This window comes from Rothia mucilaginosa, from assembly GCF_001548235.1.
GTDB lineage: Bacteria > Actinomycetota > Actinomycetes > Actinomycetales > Micrococcaceae > Rothia > Rothia mucilaginosa_B.
In genome coordinates, this window is sequence record NZ_AP014938.1 from 1,798,592 (window position 1) to 1,814,260 (window position 15,669).

A 15,669-nucleotide genomic window follows, 5' to 3' on the forward strand; every position below is an offset into this window, starting at 1 on the left:
AACGCAACCAAGAAAAGACACCAAGAAAAGATGCCAAAGAAAGACGCCGCCAAGAAAAGACGCAGAGGAGGGCTTCCCGGCAGAAATACCGGAAAACCCTCCTCTGATTAGCTCTATGCTGAACGGCTACGCACCAGCTAGGACGCGCGCCCAGCCATGCAGACTACTTGGCGTAGGACTGGATGAAGTTCACCAGGGTAGCGGTACCGAAGCCGGTACCCTCCTTCGGAGTGAAGCCGTAGGGTGCCTCCTCGTTGAACGCGGGGCCCGCAATATCCAGGTGAGCCCAGGGGATGCCCTCGCCCACGAATTCCTTCAGGAACAGGCCCGCAGTCAGTGCACCACCGTAGCGGGAACCAATGTTCTTGATGTCAGCAACGGGGGACTCCAGGCTCTTACGCAGGTAGGACTCCAGCGGCATCGGCCAGTACGCCTCACCCGCTGCGGCACCGGCTGCAATCACGCGGCCGCGAATCTCCTCGTCACCGAGCAGAGCCGCAGTGCGCAGACCCAGAGCAGCCATAGCGGCACCGGTCAGGGTAGCGATATCCAGGATGACGTCCGGGTTCGACTCGGAAGCCAGGGCGATACCGTCAGCCATGACCAGGCGGCCCTCAGCGTCAGTGTTCAGCACCTCAACGGTACGGCCATCACGCATGGTGATGATGTCCTCCGGGCGCAGTGCGTGACCGCCGGGCATGTTCTCAGCCAGGCACAGGTAACCGGTCACCGCAACCGGAACATCCAGCTCAGCGGAAGCAACCACAGCGTTCAGCACGGCAGCAGCACCCGCCATATCGCACTTCATGGTCATCATCGAAGCGGCAGGCTTCAGCGAGTTACCACCGGTATCGAAGGTAATGCCCTTACCAACCAGAGCAATGTGAGCCTTCGGGTTCTCCGGGGTGTACTTCACAACGGCAAGAACCGGCTTGCGGGGCGAACCCTGACCAACACCGGAAATGCCGCCGAAGCCCTCCTCAGCCAGGCGGTCGTGGTGGAACAGCTCAATCTCAATGTTCGAGTAATCCTCAGCGACCTCAGCAGCGAACTCAGCGAAAGTCTCCGGGTACAGGTGCGACGGAGGCAGGTTCACCAGACGGCGAGCATCCTTAGCGGTCTCACCCAGAACCAGGGCGTGCACCAGAGCCTCTTCAGCCTCTTCCTGATCAATCGATGAAACAATCAGAATGGACTCGATTTCTTCCTGGACCGAATCCTTGGTCTTGAAACGCAGGCCCTCCTCAACGAAGTTACCCAGCACAGCGCCGTGAGCAATAGCCTCAATTTCCTCTACCGAAGAAACACCGAAGTCGAAAGCAATCTCCTCAGCGGAACCAACCAGCTGACGAGCCGCAGAACCGGCAGCGTAACGCAGAGCGTCCAGACGCTCCTGACCCTCAGCAGTATCAGAGCCCAGACCCGCCAGCGCCACAATGCCGGCACCGGTGTCCTCAAGGCCGGGCAGGCGCAGCAGCTGATCGGGTGCACCCGAGGCGCCCAGCGCCTCCAGCAGCTCGTTAATACCCTCAATAGAGTCCTCAGACAGGGAGCTCGGCGCCAGGTACGCGCCGTCCGAACCCTTCAGAACGCCCAGAACCAGAACGTCAGCTTCGAGCGCTTCAAGGTCGGTGCTGTGAATAGACAGAGACAGAGACATCGTTACTCCTTTGCGTATGTCTTCTCAAAATAGTCGGGGCACATCCTCGCGCCCGAAAAACTCAACTGTAGGCCCTCGAAGAGTGAGGATGAATACCGCCGCGCAAAGCCGCGCGGACTACTGCTTCTACTCTACACGGATATGCAGGAGGGCGTGAGGTTCAGCTCTCACCCCGACAGCCGACAGCACGGAAAAACGCACAAGAAGCCGAGCTGCAGCCTCTTAAGAACCTCGATGGGACGCCAAACAAGTTCACCTACTGCGAGAAAAGCCCGAACACTGTCGAGACAGGGCAGTAGTGGCATAAAATGAAAGACTACGGAAAGCGTCAGATAACAGAAGACGCCCCTTCGCCCCAACACCTCGGGTACCGGCAGAAAACGCTAAGCCCACCCGAACGCGGCGCGAACCAGACAGAAGTGAGGAGGCGTAATGCTCAACCCCGAAGACCTCTACTTAGCCAACACCAAAATATTGGACGACCCCAGGATGCACGGGCTAACCCTCGTCATCGCCCTCTCCAGCCCGCAAGACGCAGGCTCCACCGCCGGCCAGCTCGGACAGGTGCTACTCAGCGAACTCAAAAACATTGAAATCGTCGAGTTCGACAGCGACCAGCTGCACAACTACCGTGCCCGCCGCCCCTACATTCGCTACGAAAAAGACCATTTCGAAACGCCGCAATACCCGCAGCTGAAGCTCTACGCCGTAGAAGATAGCCTCGACAAGCCGTTCCTGCTGCTCACCGGTGCCGAACCGGATCTGCAGTGGCAGCGCTTCGAAAAGGCGGTGCTGACCATCGCCCAGCGGGTCAAGCCATCCCTGGTCGTGCTGGTCTCCGCATTCCCCATGCCGGTGCCGCACACCCGCCCCTTCCCGATTACCGCGCACGGTTCCCGCAAGGACCTGATTCACGGCATCTCCCCGTGGAAGCCCAGCGCGGACGTGCACGCGACCATCACCAACCTGTTGGAAGTGCTCTTCACCGAAAACGGAATCGACACCGTCGGCTTCGGCGTGAACATTCCCCAGTACATTTCGGAGGCGGACCTGCCGCAGGGCACCCTCACCGCCCTCGAACACGTGGGCATGGCGGCGCACCTCTCCCTACCCACCGAGAACCTGCGCGAAGCCGCACGCCACGTGCACAGCCAGATCAACGATCAGGTCAAGCAGAACCCCGAAATCGGTCGCATGATCACGGCCATGGAAGAGAACTACGACGAGAACTTCCGCACCTCCGATATTGCGATTCCCCTCTCGCGACGCGATGCGCACAACGTGCCCAGCCGCGACGAGATTGGTGAGCTCTTCGAACGGTTCCTCGACGAACAATAGGTGCGCGCAGTAGGGGATGCTGCGGGGGAGTGCGAGTCATAGGGGCGCGAGCATAGGGCAGCGTCGTAGGGGAGCGGAGAGTTGCCCGTCGGGTAGTGCGTGACAGATTATGACGCGCCACCCCGCGCCGCTGTGGACAAACCCCCGCGCACAAACGAACAATACGAATAAATCTGTGGAACCTTCGAACACATGAACCGAAGTATCCACAGATTTATTTGTATAACCTGCGCACCCGCGCAAACCATGCCACCGTGAAGGCATGAACGCAAACAATATTTCTAACGGCAATACCCCCAACAGCGGCCACTTCCAGGGCGACCATCTCCACAGCAGCTACGACACGCCCCCGCCCATCCGCAACGAATACGACGTGCTCAGCTGTGCCCTCCACCAGCACGGCTACTGGCCCGACCACTCACTCATTATCCTCACCGCAACCGACACCACGCTCGGCCCCAGCCTGCGCGTCAACCTACCCGACGAACCCTGCACCCACACCGAACGCGCCGACTTCCTGCACGAAACCTTCGCCAAACTGCCCACCTGCCACAACGGCGAAACCCTCACCCGCTTCTACGCCATCATCATCGACGGCGACAACACCGTACGCCAACGCCAACTGCACCCCAACACCGCGCAACTGGCCGCCATCGAAGAAATCCAACGGGACGTCGACACCCAAATCCCCATCAACGCATGGCTGCACCTGCTCCACGACCCGCGCATCGTCAGCGAACTACGCTGCGAAGACGTCATCTACGCAGGCGGCGCCAGCATCTGGGCACTCGACCCCGAACAGCAGGCGCTCACCCTCCTCGCACCCATCGAAGAAATCCGCCACAGCAGCTACTACACCTGGCTCACCCGCCACGGCGACACCATCGCCGACACCGCCCAACACAACTACGCCCACAGCCCCTGGGACACCGACCCCACAACCAGCCCCGAAACACGCCACGACTGGGAAAACGCCGTAGAACTCTGGGACCACACCCACATCACCCGCCACGAAGAAGCCCGCAAAGGCGTCCGCACCATCTACCGTCAAGCCCAAATCGACCTCTGCTACTGGGACGCCGCCATCAACGCCGCCGCGCACCTGCTCACAACCCACCCGGTTGATGATGCCGATGCACCCACCATTGGCGACACACTCCGCGAACTCATCCCCGCCGAAGTTGCCGGGCACCTACGCGCCTCCATCGCACCGGCAGCCCTCAACCCCATCACCGCCGAAATGCTCACCTACCTCGCCGGCTACGGACTCAACCACGCCCAAAAAGCGCTCGCCTACCTGCACTACTCCGCCCAATACACCTACCACGCCTTCGGAGGCGAATACCCCAGCACCAACCTCGCACCGCTCGAACCACCCCACTACGGCACCCGCATCACGCGCAAAACCTACATCCCCGCCAGCTTCACCCACGCGTTCAGCACCGCACCCGGCACCGAACAGAGCCACGTGCGCGCCGTGCCCGAAAAATGCGTGCAATGGCAAGACTGGATTCGCCGCACTCACCGCACTATTCAAGAGAGCCGCAGCATTCAACAGAACCGCAACAGTCAGCACGCCAACCTCAACGGCTGGGCATTCGAAAACCTCACCCCCGCCGACCTCGCCAGCGCCGCCGAACTCAACACCATCAGCCGCGAGGTGCTCTCGCGCCTCGCCGGACACCCCGAAGACCACAACGCCCACAACACATTCGAGAACCTCAAACAACGAATCGACGAAAGCTGCACCACCAGCGAATACCTCACCGAACGCCACGCCGTCTACACCCACTACCTCAACGCCCTCAAAGGAAAACTAGACAGCCCCCACTGGGCACGCCTCAACGCCCTCGAACTACTCACCAGCCTGCTCACACCCCACAGCACCGACGGAGAATACGCCGCACTACGCAACACCCAAGCCTGGGCCAACTGGTACAAGGGCTACAGCACCTACGCCCGCCTGCTCCGCCAAGAAGCCCGCCGCCACACATTCGGAAAGGACCTCAACATCCTCGACGTACACCTCAACGCAGGCAACCTACCTGCCTGGATCAAACACACCATCTGCGGCGAACCCGGAACACACCGCCGACCCATCAGCACCCTCAAACCCCGAAAACCCTAAAGGCGAGGTATAAAACGAGGGAGGGGCGCGCCACCCCCGGCACGCCCCTCCCACATGCGCCCACTCCCGCGCACAATCGCACCCACCCAAAAACACCCCCAAGCCCACCCCGACCAGCGCGTCAAGTTGAAAGCAACCAAAAATCTGCAATACTTATATATTGACCCCGTACAGTCAATGCGCTACAACGCGCCCTCAAACCGCTCCACACAACGAGCAACGGAACCCTGCAAACCACCACCCAACGCACGCGGAATAAAACCCGCCACCACAGCGTTAAACCGGACAAACGCAGCAAACACCCCGACCGAGGACGCCAGCACAGACTTGACAGGGTCTTAGGTGTTTTGCAAACAAAACACCCCACCACAAGCCAGAAAGGGTTCTAGTGGCACCTGCAACCAGCAAGAAGACCGCGACCGGCGACGCAACCGAAGAAACCGTCGCAAAAACCACCACCAAGACCACCCGCACCAAGAAGGCAACCACCAAAGCCGCAGCGGCAACCGAAGACACCACCGGCGCAACCGCCGAAACCGGTGCAGAGACCACTGCCGAAACCGAGGCAGACAAGCCCAAGCGCACCCGCAAAACCACCACCACCGCAACCAAGCGCAAGACCGGTGGCCGCCGCAAAAAGAACGACGACGACGAATTCGACCTCGTACTCGACGAAGAACTCGAAATCACCGACGGCGAAGACGAAATTGACGAAGAAGACGAAGAAATTGTAGCCAAAAAAGAAGAAAAGAAGGCCGCAGAAGCAGTAGCAGCCAAGGGCTCCGGCTTCGTCCTCACCGCAAACGACGACGACGACGCACCCGCACAGCGCGTCGTCACCCCCGGCGCAACCGCCGACCCCGTCAAGGACTACCTCAAGCAAATCGGCAAAGTCTCCCTGCTCAACGCACAGCAGGAAGTAGACCTCGCCAAGCGCATCGAAGCAGGCCTCTACGCCGAACACAAACTCGCCGAAAACCCCGACATGGACAAAGACCTCAAAAAAGCCCTGCGCTGGGTCGTCCACGACGGCAAGCGAGCCAAAAACCACCTGCTCGAAGCCAACCTGCGACTCGTCGTCTCCCTCGCCAAGCGCTACACCGGCCGCGGCATGCTCTTCCTCGACCTCATCCAGGAAGGCAACCTCGGCCTCATCCGCGCCGTCGAAAAGTTCGACTACTCCAAGGGCTTCAAGTTCTCCACCTACGCAACCTGGTGGATCCGCCAGGCCATCACCCGCGCAATGGCAGACCAGGCCCGCACCATCCGCATCCCCGTGCACATGGTAGAAGTCATCAACAAGCTCGCCCGCGTGCAGCGCCAGATGCTCCAGGACCTCGGCCGCGAACCCACCCCCGAAGAACTCGGCAAGGAACTCGACATGACCCCCGAAAAGGTCATCGAAGTCCAGAAGTACGGCCGCGAACCCATCTCCCTGCACACCCCCCTCGGTGAAGACGGCGACTCCGAATTCGGCGACCTCATCGAAGACTCCGAAGCAGTCGTCCCCGCAGACGCAGTGTCCTTCACCCTTCTGCAGGAACAGCTCCACTCCGTGCTCGACACCCTCTCCGAGCGTGAAGCCGGCGTGGTCGCAATGCGCTTCGGCATGACCGACGGCCAGCCCAAGACCCTCGACGAAATCGGCAAGGTCTACGGCGTGACCCGCGAACGAATCCGACAGATCGAGTCCAAGACCATGTCTAAGCTCCGTCACCCGTCGCGTTCGCAGGTACTGCGCGACTACCTGGACTAAAAGTTCCTGACTAGCAGTTCTAATTGCGTGCGGATGCTCGCGGTAAGTTCTGCGCAGCAGGCTCGCGGACGATGCTCGCGGTACAGTTCCGCATGACCGGCACACGGACGATGCTCGCGGGGGAGTGCCCCCTCTTCAGCGCCTGGGGGCGCTTCGAGGACGGAGCCCCCGCTACGCATGTCCGTTGCGCCGTTTACGCTTGACCGGCTACACCGTAAAGTTTAGGTTCGCTAGTTCTAGTACATACAGAAAAGGCTCTCCGATATACCGGAGAGCCTTTTCTGTGCCTATATGCAGTTTGTATATACGGCATGCGGACGATGCTCGCGACACCATTCCGCACAGCCGGCACGCGGACGATGCTCGCGGGGGAGTGCCCCCTCTGCGGCGCGGGGCGCCTTGAGGACGGAGCCCCCGCTGCGCATGTCCGCTACGCCGGGTACCGTTACAGACCCAGCTGGCGCAGATAGCGTTCCGCCACCCCCTCCACCTGATCCAAACCACGCACACGACCCAGCGCCTCCGACCAAGCATCAGCCTCATCGCCACCCACCGGGAAACCAGCCGCCGCCCACAACGCCGCCGTCATCGCACCCACCGAATCCGAATCCGAATCCACCGACACCGCACGGCACAACCCCTCAAACAAGGCGCCACGCACCATCGCATCATCAGCATCAGTCGGCAGGCTCTTCACCGCATCCGCCGCGCACCAGAGCGCCACACCCAACAGCTCAGGCGCCGTCCAACCCGTACCAAAATGCTCCGCCACAGCCACCGGAACCGGCACCGTACCGCCCTCCAGCAGCTTGATGGCACGACTCAGCGCCGCCGCCGTACGCGACGCATCACCCGGAATCGAATCATCCGCTGCCACCGAACCACACCACGACACCACACGACGCGCCGCCTCCAACAACGCACCAAAGGAGCCCGACGGGGACGCCAACAAGTCACGCACCAGCAACGCATACGCAGCCGCCGAAGCCAACGCCTCCGGATGCCCATGCGTCAACGCCGCCGCACGCACCGCCAACAAAACCACCGTACGCTCCTGCGCCACCGGCAAAACACCCAACGCCGCCGAACGCACCAACGCACCACTACCCAAAGCCTCAGGATTCAACGACTTCGACACCAACTGCATCTCACCCGAACCCAACGCCCGCAACGTCGCCGCACCCGGACCACGACGAGCCGTCAACTCCGAAGCCCCATCAATCTCACGATCCAACGAAAACGGCGCAGACTCCGGCAGAACCTCACCAATACCGCGGAACCACCGCAAATACGCCAACCACAGACACGCCAACTCATCCGCCGCCGCGCCCTCATTATTCCACTCCAAAACCTCCGTCAAAGCGTCCAGCGTGAAACACGTCAGCTGCGTATCATCACTGACCAGCAACTCACCAAACGCCGAATCCCACGGCTTAGGGTTGCACTCCGTAATCTGCTCAGCCGACAGAAGCTCCAACGGATAACCCAGCGCATCACCCAACGCAGACGCACGCAACAAGCCGCGCACCCTGCCCGCAAACTCAGCCGAAACCTCAGGTGCACGCGTGAACTCAACAGAAGAAAAACTCATAGGGCGATTATCCCACGGGCGTTTAGGATGCGGGGGTAGGGTTACAAGCGGCTTTGCGCTCATGCTCGCGGGGGAGTGGATGCGCCAGGCGGCTTCGTGCTCACGCTCGCGGGGGAGTGCCCCCTCTGCGGCGCTGGGGCGCCTTGAGGACGGAGCCCCCGCTCCGCACGAGCACCTACGCCGCGGTGGGTTCCGAACCGCGAATGACGAACTGTGAGGCGCAAAACATGACGCAATGCCATACTGAAACCATGAAGATTCTGCACACCTCCGACTGGCACCTCGGCCGCACCTTCCACCGCAGCCCCCTCACCCGCGAACACCAGCAGTTCATCGACGAACTGCTCGACTACGTTCGGGCCGAAGGCGTTGACGCCCTCCTCATTAGCGGGGACGTCTACGACAGCACCATCCCCACCGCCGAAAGCACCGCCCTGCTCGACCAGGCCCTCACCCGCCTTATGCGCGCCGGCGTGCAAGTCATCCTCAGCTCCGGCAACCACGACTCCTTCCGCCGCCTCAGCTACGGCACCGCCTTCTTCGAAGCCTCCGGCGTGCACCTGCGCACCAGCCTCGAAGACGCCACCCGCCCCGTCGAACTCACCGATGGCACCTTGCGCGTACACGTCTACGCCATCCCCTACCTCGCGCCGCGCCTCCACGCCACCGCCCTCGGCGTAGAGCCCACCCACCAGGCGGTCCTCGGCGCCGTCACCGACACCATCCGTGCCGACGCCGCAGAACGTCACGCCCGCGGCGAAGGCGCCGACCGCATCATCGTCATGAGCCACGCAACCGTCAGCGACACCACAGTCAGCGACACCACCGGCAGTGACAACGCCGGCAACGCAGACACCACACCCCGCAGCGGCTCCGAACGCGACATCAGCGTCGGCGGCATCGACTGGGTACCCGCCTCCCTCTTCGACGGCTTCGACTACGTAGCCCTCGGCCACATCCACAAGCGCTACCCCGTCACCCACACCATCCGGTACAGCGGCTCCCCGCTCGGCTTCTCATTCAGCGAAGAACACAACCGCAACGGCGCCTACCTCATCGAACTCAACCCCGGCGAAGCACCCACCATCAGCAGCCACGAATGGGCAACCCGCGTACACATGAAAACCCTACGCGGCACCATGGACGAGCTACTCAACAACCCGGAATACGCCCCCTACGAACATGGCTACTACTGCCGCATCGAACTCACCGACGAAACCCTACCCGTCGGCGCCGTCGACCGCCTGCGCAGCCGCTACGAAACCATCTCCCACTTCAGCTACCGCAGCACCCAACCCGCCGCCGACAAACCCGCCGCCGCACCCCCCACCCGCGACGCCGACCCCGTCGAAACCTTCGACCAATTCCACCAATACGTACGCAACCGCCCCCTCACCAGCGAAGAACGCGACGTTATCACCACCCTCAGCGACCACATCAAAAGCCACAAGGACAACGCATGATCCTGCACAACCTCGAATTCGAAGCCTTCATGGCATACCCCAAGCGCCAAGAAATCAACTTCGACACCCTCAACAACGCCGGCGTATTCCTGCTCAACGGCCCCACCGGCGCCGGTAAAACCACCATCCTCGACGCCATCTGCTACGCCCTCTACGGCGAAACCAGCAGCGACCGCGAATCCGCCAAACTGCACTCCACCTACGCGGCACACAGCGGCACCAAACCGCGCGTACTGCTCGATGTCACCCTCCACGGCAAGCGCCTGCGCATCGACCGCACCCCCGCCTACAACAAGCCCATCACCCGCGGCGCCCGCAAAGGCCAAATGCGCGAAGAAAGCGCCAAAGCAACCCTCGCCGAACTCGCGCCCGGCGCCGACCCCGCCGACGAAAAAGCCTGGACCCCCATCTCCAGCAGCGTCGCCGAAGTCAACCGCACCATCGCCGAACGCACCCACCTGACCAAAGAACAATTCCTCAAAGTCGTACTTCTTCCGCAGGGTCAGTTCGCGCAATTCCTCAAGTCCAAGCCCAAAGAACGCAAAGAACTGCTCAAAAAGATGTTCCCCGTCGAACACTACGAACAGCTCTTCGCCGCACTCACCGAGGAAGCGAAAACCGCCCAGCAGGAAGTCGCCCAGGACGAAAACACCCAGCGCGGTTACCTTGAACGTGCCCGCGTAGAAATGCTCGCCCTGCAGGCGCTGCTGGACGCTGCGGATCCGGACGCTGAAGAGGCTGCGGAGGAGGGGAACGAGACTTCCGAACAGCTCACCGCTGAGAGCGTCACCGCCGAAACCCTCGACGCATGGGTCGCCGGCGGGGTAGAACGCGCCCGCGAAACCTCCGCGCGCGAAAAGCAGGAACAGCAGCGCCTCACCAAGGAAGCCGACCGGCACACCCGCCTGCTCGCCGAACGCGCCCAGCTACAGGCCGACTGGCGCGAATACGAGCAGCTCTGCGAGCGCCGCACCCGCCTGAGCGAACGCACCGACGAACACAAGGCACAGCGTAAAGAGCTAGCGCAGGCACGTGCCGCCGCGCCCCTGCACGCACAGTACGCGCAGGTCCACGCCGAATCGCAGGCGCTCGCCGCCCGCCAGCAGGAGCAGGCTGCCTGTGCTTCCGCACTGGATGAGAACGGCCGCGCCCTGCTTGCGGCACTCCGCGACGAGAACATTTCGCCGGAGGTTACCTTCCCCGAGGAAACGACCTTCGCCGCACTCGTATCCCTCGAGCCCGCCGACCAGGAAAACCAGCTCGAGGCGCTCCTCGACACCCTGCGCGCCCTGCAGAAGAAGGATGCGCAGCTTACCGAAGAGGAAGCCGCCGCGGCCGCCCTGCTGAAGCATGCTAACTCCCTCGAACAGGACAAGTCGCGTGCCGAAAAGACGCTGAGCGACCTCACCGCCCAGGCCGAGCAGCTTGCCGAAGAACTCGCCGGCTACAGCACCGCCGACGAGGAGCGCACCCTCGCCGCGCACCTGGTCACCGAGGCGCAGCAGAAGCACGACGCCGCCCAGCAGATGCAGCAGAAGCTGGATGCCGCCTCCGCCGCGGTCGCTGAGGCCCAGAAGCAGAGCAAGCGCACCGCCACCGCCGAGCAGAAGGCGCAGGAAAAGTGGCAGGCTTCGGCTCAGCAGGCGCTCGCCGCGACGGAGGAGTTCAAGAACCTGCAGGTGTTGCGCCTCGCCCAGGCGTCTTCCTTGCTGGCGCGTGAGCTTAAGGACGGCGAACCCTGCGCGGTCTGCGGCTCGATCGAACACCCCGCCCCCGCGCAGATTGCCGAGGGTGAGCAGCTGGTGGAGCGTGCCGACCTGGATGCCGCCAAGGAGCGTGAAGACAAGGCCCATAAGCAGGCGCGCACCCACGAACTGGCTAAGGACCGGGCGGCCAAGGCGCACCAGGAAGCCTCCGAGGCGCTTGCCGCCGCCCGCACCCAGTACGAGACCCTGGTGGCCCAGGGCGAGTGCGATGTTGAGCAGACTGCCGCCCAGTTGCAGCAGACGCAGACCCGCCTCGAGCGGGCTCAGTCCCGTGTGACCGCTCGTGACGGCGTGCTGGTGAAGGTTGAGCGGGTGCGGGGGCAGCAGCAGAAGGCTCAGGAGGCGCTACGCACCATCGAGGGCGCGGCGGTTGAGGCTCAGACTCGTCACCGTGACGCTGCGGCGCGCTGTGCGGCGGCTACGGCCGAGTTGGCGCCTGCTCGTGCGGCGGTGGGTTTTGCGCAGCGTGTTGAGGCTGTGGAGGGCTACCGCGCGGCGCATCAGCGTCTGGCTCGTGCGGTGTTGCTGCTGGGGCAGGCGCGTGAGCGTCATGCTTTGGCGGCGGAGCAGGCTGAGCGTCTGCTGGCTGAGTCTTCGTTTGAGAGCGCTGAGCTGGTGCAGGCGGCGGTGCGCACCCCCGAGCGTGTTGACGCCTTGGAGCAGGCTATTGCCGCGTATGAGTTGGAGCATGCCCGCCTCCTAGAGGGCTTTGGTCGTGAGGCAATTATTGCGGTGGCGGCTCGTGTTGCCGCCGGTGAGCAGGCGCCGGATGATCTGCAGGGTGTGCGTGAGCAGGTTGAGCAGCTGCGTGCGGCGGCGCACCGTTTGACTCTTCGTGAGGGCGAGCGGGAGAGCGTGCTGCGTTCTTTGCAGGGCCTGCGTGCCGAGTATGCGGCGTTCCGTGCGCAGACGGCGCAGCGTTATGACCGCGCGCAGATGCTGGCTAACCTGGCGGCGGCTGCCCGCGGTGACACTCTGGGCGGTTATGAGCATCAGGTTGACCTGGTCAGCTACGTGCTGGGTGCCGAGTTTGAGCGTATTCTGCGGTCGGCGTCGCTGCATCTGGACCGGATGAGTGAGGGCCGCTACGGCATGGTGTTCAGCGATCACCGTGCGAAGGGTAGCCGTTCCGGTGGCGGCCTGAACCTTGAGATTACTGACACGTGGACGGGCGAGCCGCGTGAGGCGTCCTCGTTGTCCGGCGGTGAGTCGTTCTTGGCGTCGCTGTCGTTGGCGTTGGGTTTGGCTGAGGTTGTTCAGGCGAATAACGGCGGTATCGAGTTGGATACCCTCTTCATTGATGAGGGTTTTGGCACGTTGGATGCCGAGACCCTGGACATGGTGATGGGCACGATTGAGTCGCTACGTGATAGCGGCCGCACTATTGGCCTGATTTCGCATGTGGAGGAGATGAAGAACCGTATTCCCGCCCAGATTGTGGTTGAAAAGGGTCAGAACGGCTCGTCGGTGAGGGTAAACTCCTATTAGGCATAAATTCGCTTCCGGGCCTCTGTTGTACCATGTCCGGCGGCTTATTCGTGAAAGAGATGATGACCTCGACACCTCAGGATAGGGACCCGAACTCAACGTATCGTGTGGAGCCTTCGGCTGATGCGCGCGCTAGCGCATCCGCGCCGGAGGTTCCTCCGCGCACCACGAAGGTGAGCCCCGCTTCCGACGCCCTGAATAAAATGCGTGCTTCGGGCACGGGTATTCCGACGGTTCCGGGCACCTCCCTGACGGATGTGGTGCGCAACAACGAGCACGTGTTGCAGGAGCTGCCGCCTCGCCCGATTCCGGCTGCGGATGAGATTAATACGAACGCTTCACTGCCGGATATTTTGCGTCAGCATTGGGCGTTGTTCCAGCGCAACAGTAAGGAGCAGCGTCGTCACCTGTATGCGGTGCTTCGTGCTGAGGGTTTTGCCCGTAGCGTGTTGACGATTCTGTTCCACATTCCGGCGGCTTCTTCGGCGTTTGCGCTGTATATTCTGTTGGCGAGCCATCTGGGTAGTGTGCATGATGGCGGCTACGCGGTGGCGGCGTTTACCGGCGCGTATTCGGTGCAGATTATGCTCGGCCCGATGCTGGTGCGTGCTCTGGGTTTGCGGTCGTTGCTGGCGATTACGTCGATACTGAATATTGCTGCGGTGTTGAATATGCTGGTGATTGGTTGGCGTTTGACGGTTGACCCGAATAACGTGAGTACGACCTACCATGCGCTCTCTTGTGTGGCGATGGGCTTTACGACTCCGCCGTGGACTCCGTTCGCTCTTGAGTCGTTGTATCGCCGTAACTACCAGTACAGTGATGTTCGCTTGTCGACTGCGGTGTCGTGGGGTACGACGGCGAATATGTCGATGTACCCGCTGGCTGCTCTGCTGGTGTGGCTGGGCGATGCGTACATCACCCCGAATCATGAGTATGCGGGCTTCTGGATCACGATGATTCTGGATGCGCTGCTGTTCATTGTGGTGCTGGTGGCACCGAGGGTTCTGCCGGATATTTCGCGTATTCGTATGGCTCCGCCTCAGAATCTGGTGCGTCCGAGCCGTCAGACGGTGGTGCTGATTCTTGGCCTGGTGCTGCTGGGCGCGTGCATGGGTTCGGTTGGTTCTGGTCTGCTGGGCTTCTCGCTGATTCACGGTTCGATGAACCTGTTTATGGCGATGGTTGCGACCGGTACCGGCGCGCTAGTGGTGGTGGCTTTCCCGGTGGTTTTGGGTGGCCGTTCAGTGAACCCGTGGCACGGCTGGCTGGTGAGCGGTATTCTGCTGATTATGGCGGCGCTGTATTTGCCGGCGAGCGATGATACGTCCACGATTTTCTATGCGTTGGCGTTCTGCGGCGCGGTGCTGGGTGTTGCGTTTGGCGGCCATGAGCTGTGGTTGAACCGTTCGCTCAAGCATATTCCTGATTCGCAGGCGAGCTTCTTTACTCGTTCGATGCTGGGCATTGGTCTTGCGATGGGTTGCATGTGGGGCGGCTATATGGGCGACGCACCGTATTACCGTAATGCGTTTATGATTCCGGTGATTATTGCGACGATGTATTTTGCGTTGGGCCATTTGTACGGTTACCTGTGGCGTGAGGAGCATGAGGAGCAGCTGGCTCCTTTGGCTGAGACGGAACGCGGCTAGGTTAGCTCGCAGCTGGTTCCTTGCGGGCAGCTTGAGCGTGACGAGCGCATGCTAAAAGGCGGATGCCCCGCCACCTTCTGTAGGTGGTGGGGCATCCGCCTTTTGTGTACCGTGCTCGGTTTGTGGTGAGCCTCAGTATAAGAGCCTACGTGCGAGAACCTCAGCGTGAGGCTACCGGTTTAGTGACCGCGCTTAATCCATGCCGGAAGCTCGGGCGCCTCCAGGCCGATGCCGGTGCTGTCGCCGTGGCCGGTAAGAACCGCGGTGGACTCGGGCAGGGTCAGCAGGCGGGTGGAAATCGACTCGATGATGGTGTCGAAATCGCTGTAGGAGCGTCCGGTTGCACCGGGGCCGCCGTTGAAGAGGGTGTCGCCGGAGAAGACGACGCCTTCGCTGTTCTCCCAGCTGAGGGTGGGTGCGTAGAAGCACACGGAGCCGGGGGAGTGGCCGGGGGTGGCGAGGACCTTCAGCTCGGTGTCGCCGATGCGCACTACATCGCCGTCAGCCAGTTCGTGGTCGAAGTCCCAGGAGGGGTACACCATTTCCCAGAGCACACGGTCTGCGGGGTTCAGGTAGACGGGTGCGCCGAAGCGTTCTGCCGCCTCCTTTGCGCTGCGGATGTGGTCGTCGTGGGCGTGGGTCAGCAGAATCTTCTCCACGGTGCGGCCTGCGACGGTGCGGGAGATCTTGTCGACGTCGTGGGCGGGGTCAATGATGATCACGGAGGAGTCATTGCCGATAATCCAGACGTTGTTGTCGACGTCCCAGCAGCCGCCGTCGAGCGAGAAGGTGCCGGAGGTGACGACTCGTTCAATACGTTCGCTCAC

9 protein-coding genes are annotated in these 15,669 nt (G+C 62.0%); 6 read left to right on the forward strand and 3 right to left on the reverse strand.

Features of this window, described 5'->3' with window-relative positions; all coding sequences use genetic code 11:
- Window positions 1-163: 163 nt before the first annotated feature.
- Window positions 164-1,660 carry a leucyl aminopeptidase gene (locus RM6536_RS07075; RefSeq protein WP_060824582.1) on the reverse strand — a complete coding sequence of 499 codons (1,497 nt, stop codon included), beginning with the start codon at window positions 1,658-1,660 and terminating at the stop codon, window positions 164-166.
- 432 nt (window positions 1,661-2,092) lie between these two features.
- Between RM6536_RS07075 and RM6536_RS07080 the strand changes: the two genes are divergently transcribed.
- The 3 genes from RM6536_RS07080 to RM6536_RS07090 all read left to right on the forward strand — a co-directional run bounded on the left by RM6536_RS07080 (window position 2,093) and on the right by RM6536_RS07090 (window position 6,882).
- The gene (locus RM6536_RS07080) at window positions 2,093-2,998 is read left to right on the forward strand and encodes a PAC2 family protein (RefSeq protein ID WP_060824583.1); all 906 of its coding nucleotides are present in this window, start codon (window positions 2,093-2,095) and stop codon (window positions 2,996-2,998) included.
- A gap of 262 nt (window positions 2,999-3,260) precedes the next feature.
- A complete protein-coding gene (locus tag RM6536_RS07085) occupies window positions 3,261-5,126 on the forward strand; it encodes a hypothetical protein (RefSeq protein WP_060824584.1) in 1,866 nt (621 codons plus the stop codon).
- A gap of 388 nt (window positions 5,127-5,514) precedes the next feature.
- A complete protein-coding gene (locus RM6536_RS07090; RefSeq protein WP_060824585.1) occupies window positions 5,515-6,882 on the forward strand; it encodes an RNA polymerase sigma factor in 1,368 nt (455 codons plus the stop codon).
- Between the two features lie 445 nt (window positions 6,883-7,327).
- On the opposite strand, the gene RM6536_RS07095 is transcribed toward RM6536_RS07090, so the two are convergent.
- A complete protein-coding gene (locus RM6536_RS07095) occupies window positions 7,328-8,473 on the reverse strand; it encodes an ADP-ribosylglycohydrolase family protein (RefSeq protein WP_060824586.1) in 1,146 nt (381 codons plus the stop codon).
- 227 nt (window positions 8,474-8,700) lie between these two features.
- Here RM6536_RS07095 and RM6536_RS07100 point away from each other — a divergent pair, with 227 nt between their 5' ends.
- From RM6536_RS07100 to RM6536_RS07110, 3 genes are read left to right on the forward strand one after another with little or no spacing between them, the layout of a single operon-like run.
- Entirely contained in the window at window positions 8,701-9,936 is a 1,236-nt protein-coding gene (locus RM6536_RS07100) for an exonuclease SbcCD subunit D (RefSeq protein ID WP_231917951.1), read from the forward strand.
- A complete protein-coding gene (locus RM6536_RS07105; RefSeq protein ID WP_060824588.1) occupies window positions 9,933-13,190 on the forward strand; it encodes an AAA family ATPase in 3,258 nt (1,085 codons plus the stop codon). Before RM6536_RS07100 ends, RM6536_RS07105 begins: the two co-directional genes overlap by 4 nt.
- A gap of 59 nt (window positions 13,191-13,249) precedes the next feature.
- A complete protein-coding gene (locus tag RM6536_RS07110; protein ID WP_231917952.1) occupies window positions 13,250-14,842 on the forward strand; it encodes an MFS transporter in 1,593 nt (530 codons plus the stop codon).
- 179 nt (window positions 14,843-15,021) lie between these two features.
- Here RM6536_RS07110 and RM6536_RS07115 read toward each other — a convergent pair whose 3' ends face one another.
- On the reverse strand, window positions 15,022-15,669 hold the full coding sequence (locus tag RM6536_RS07115; protein WP_049333239.1) for an MBL fold metallo-hydrolase: 648 nt from the start codon (window positions 15,667-15,669) through the stop codon (window positions 15,022-15,024).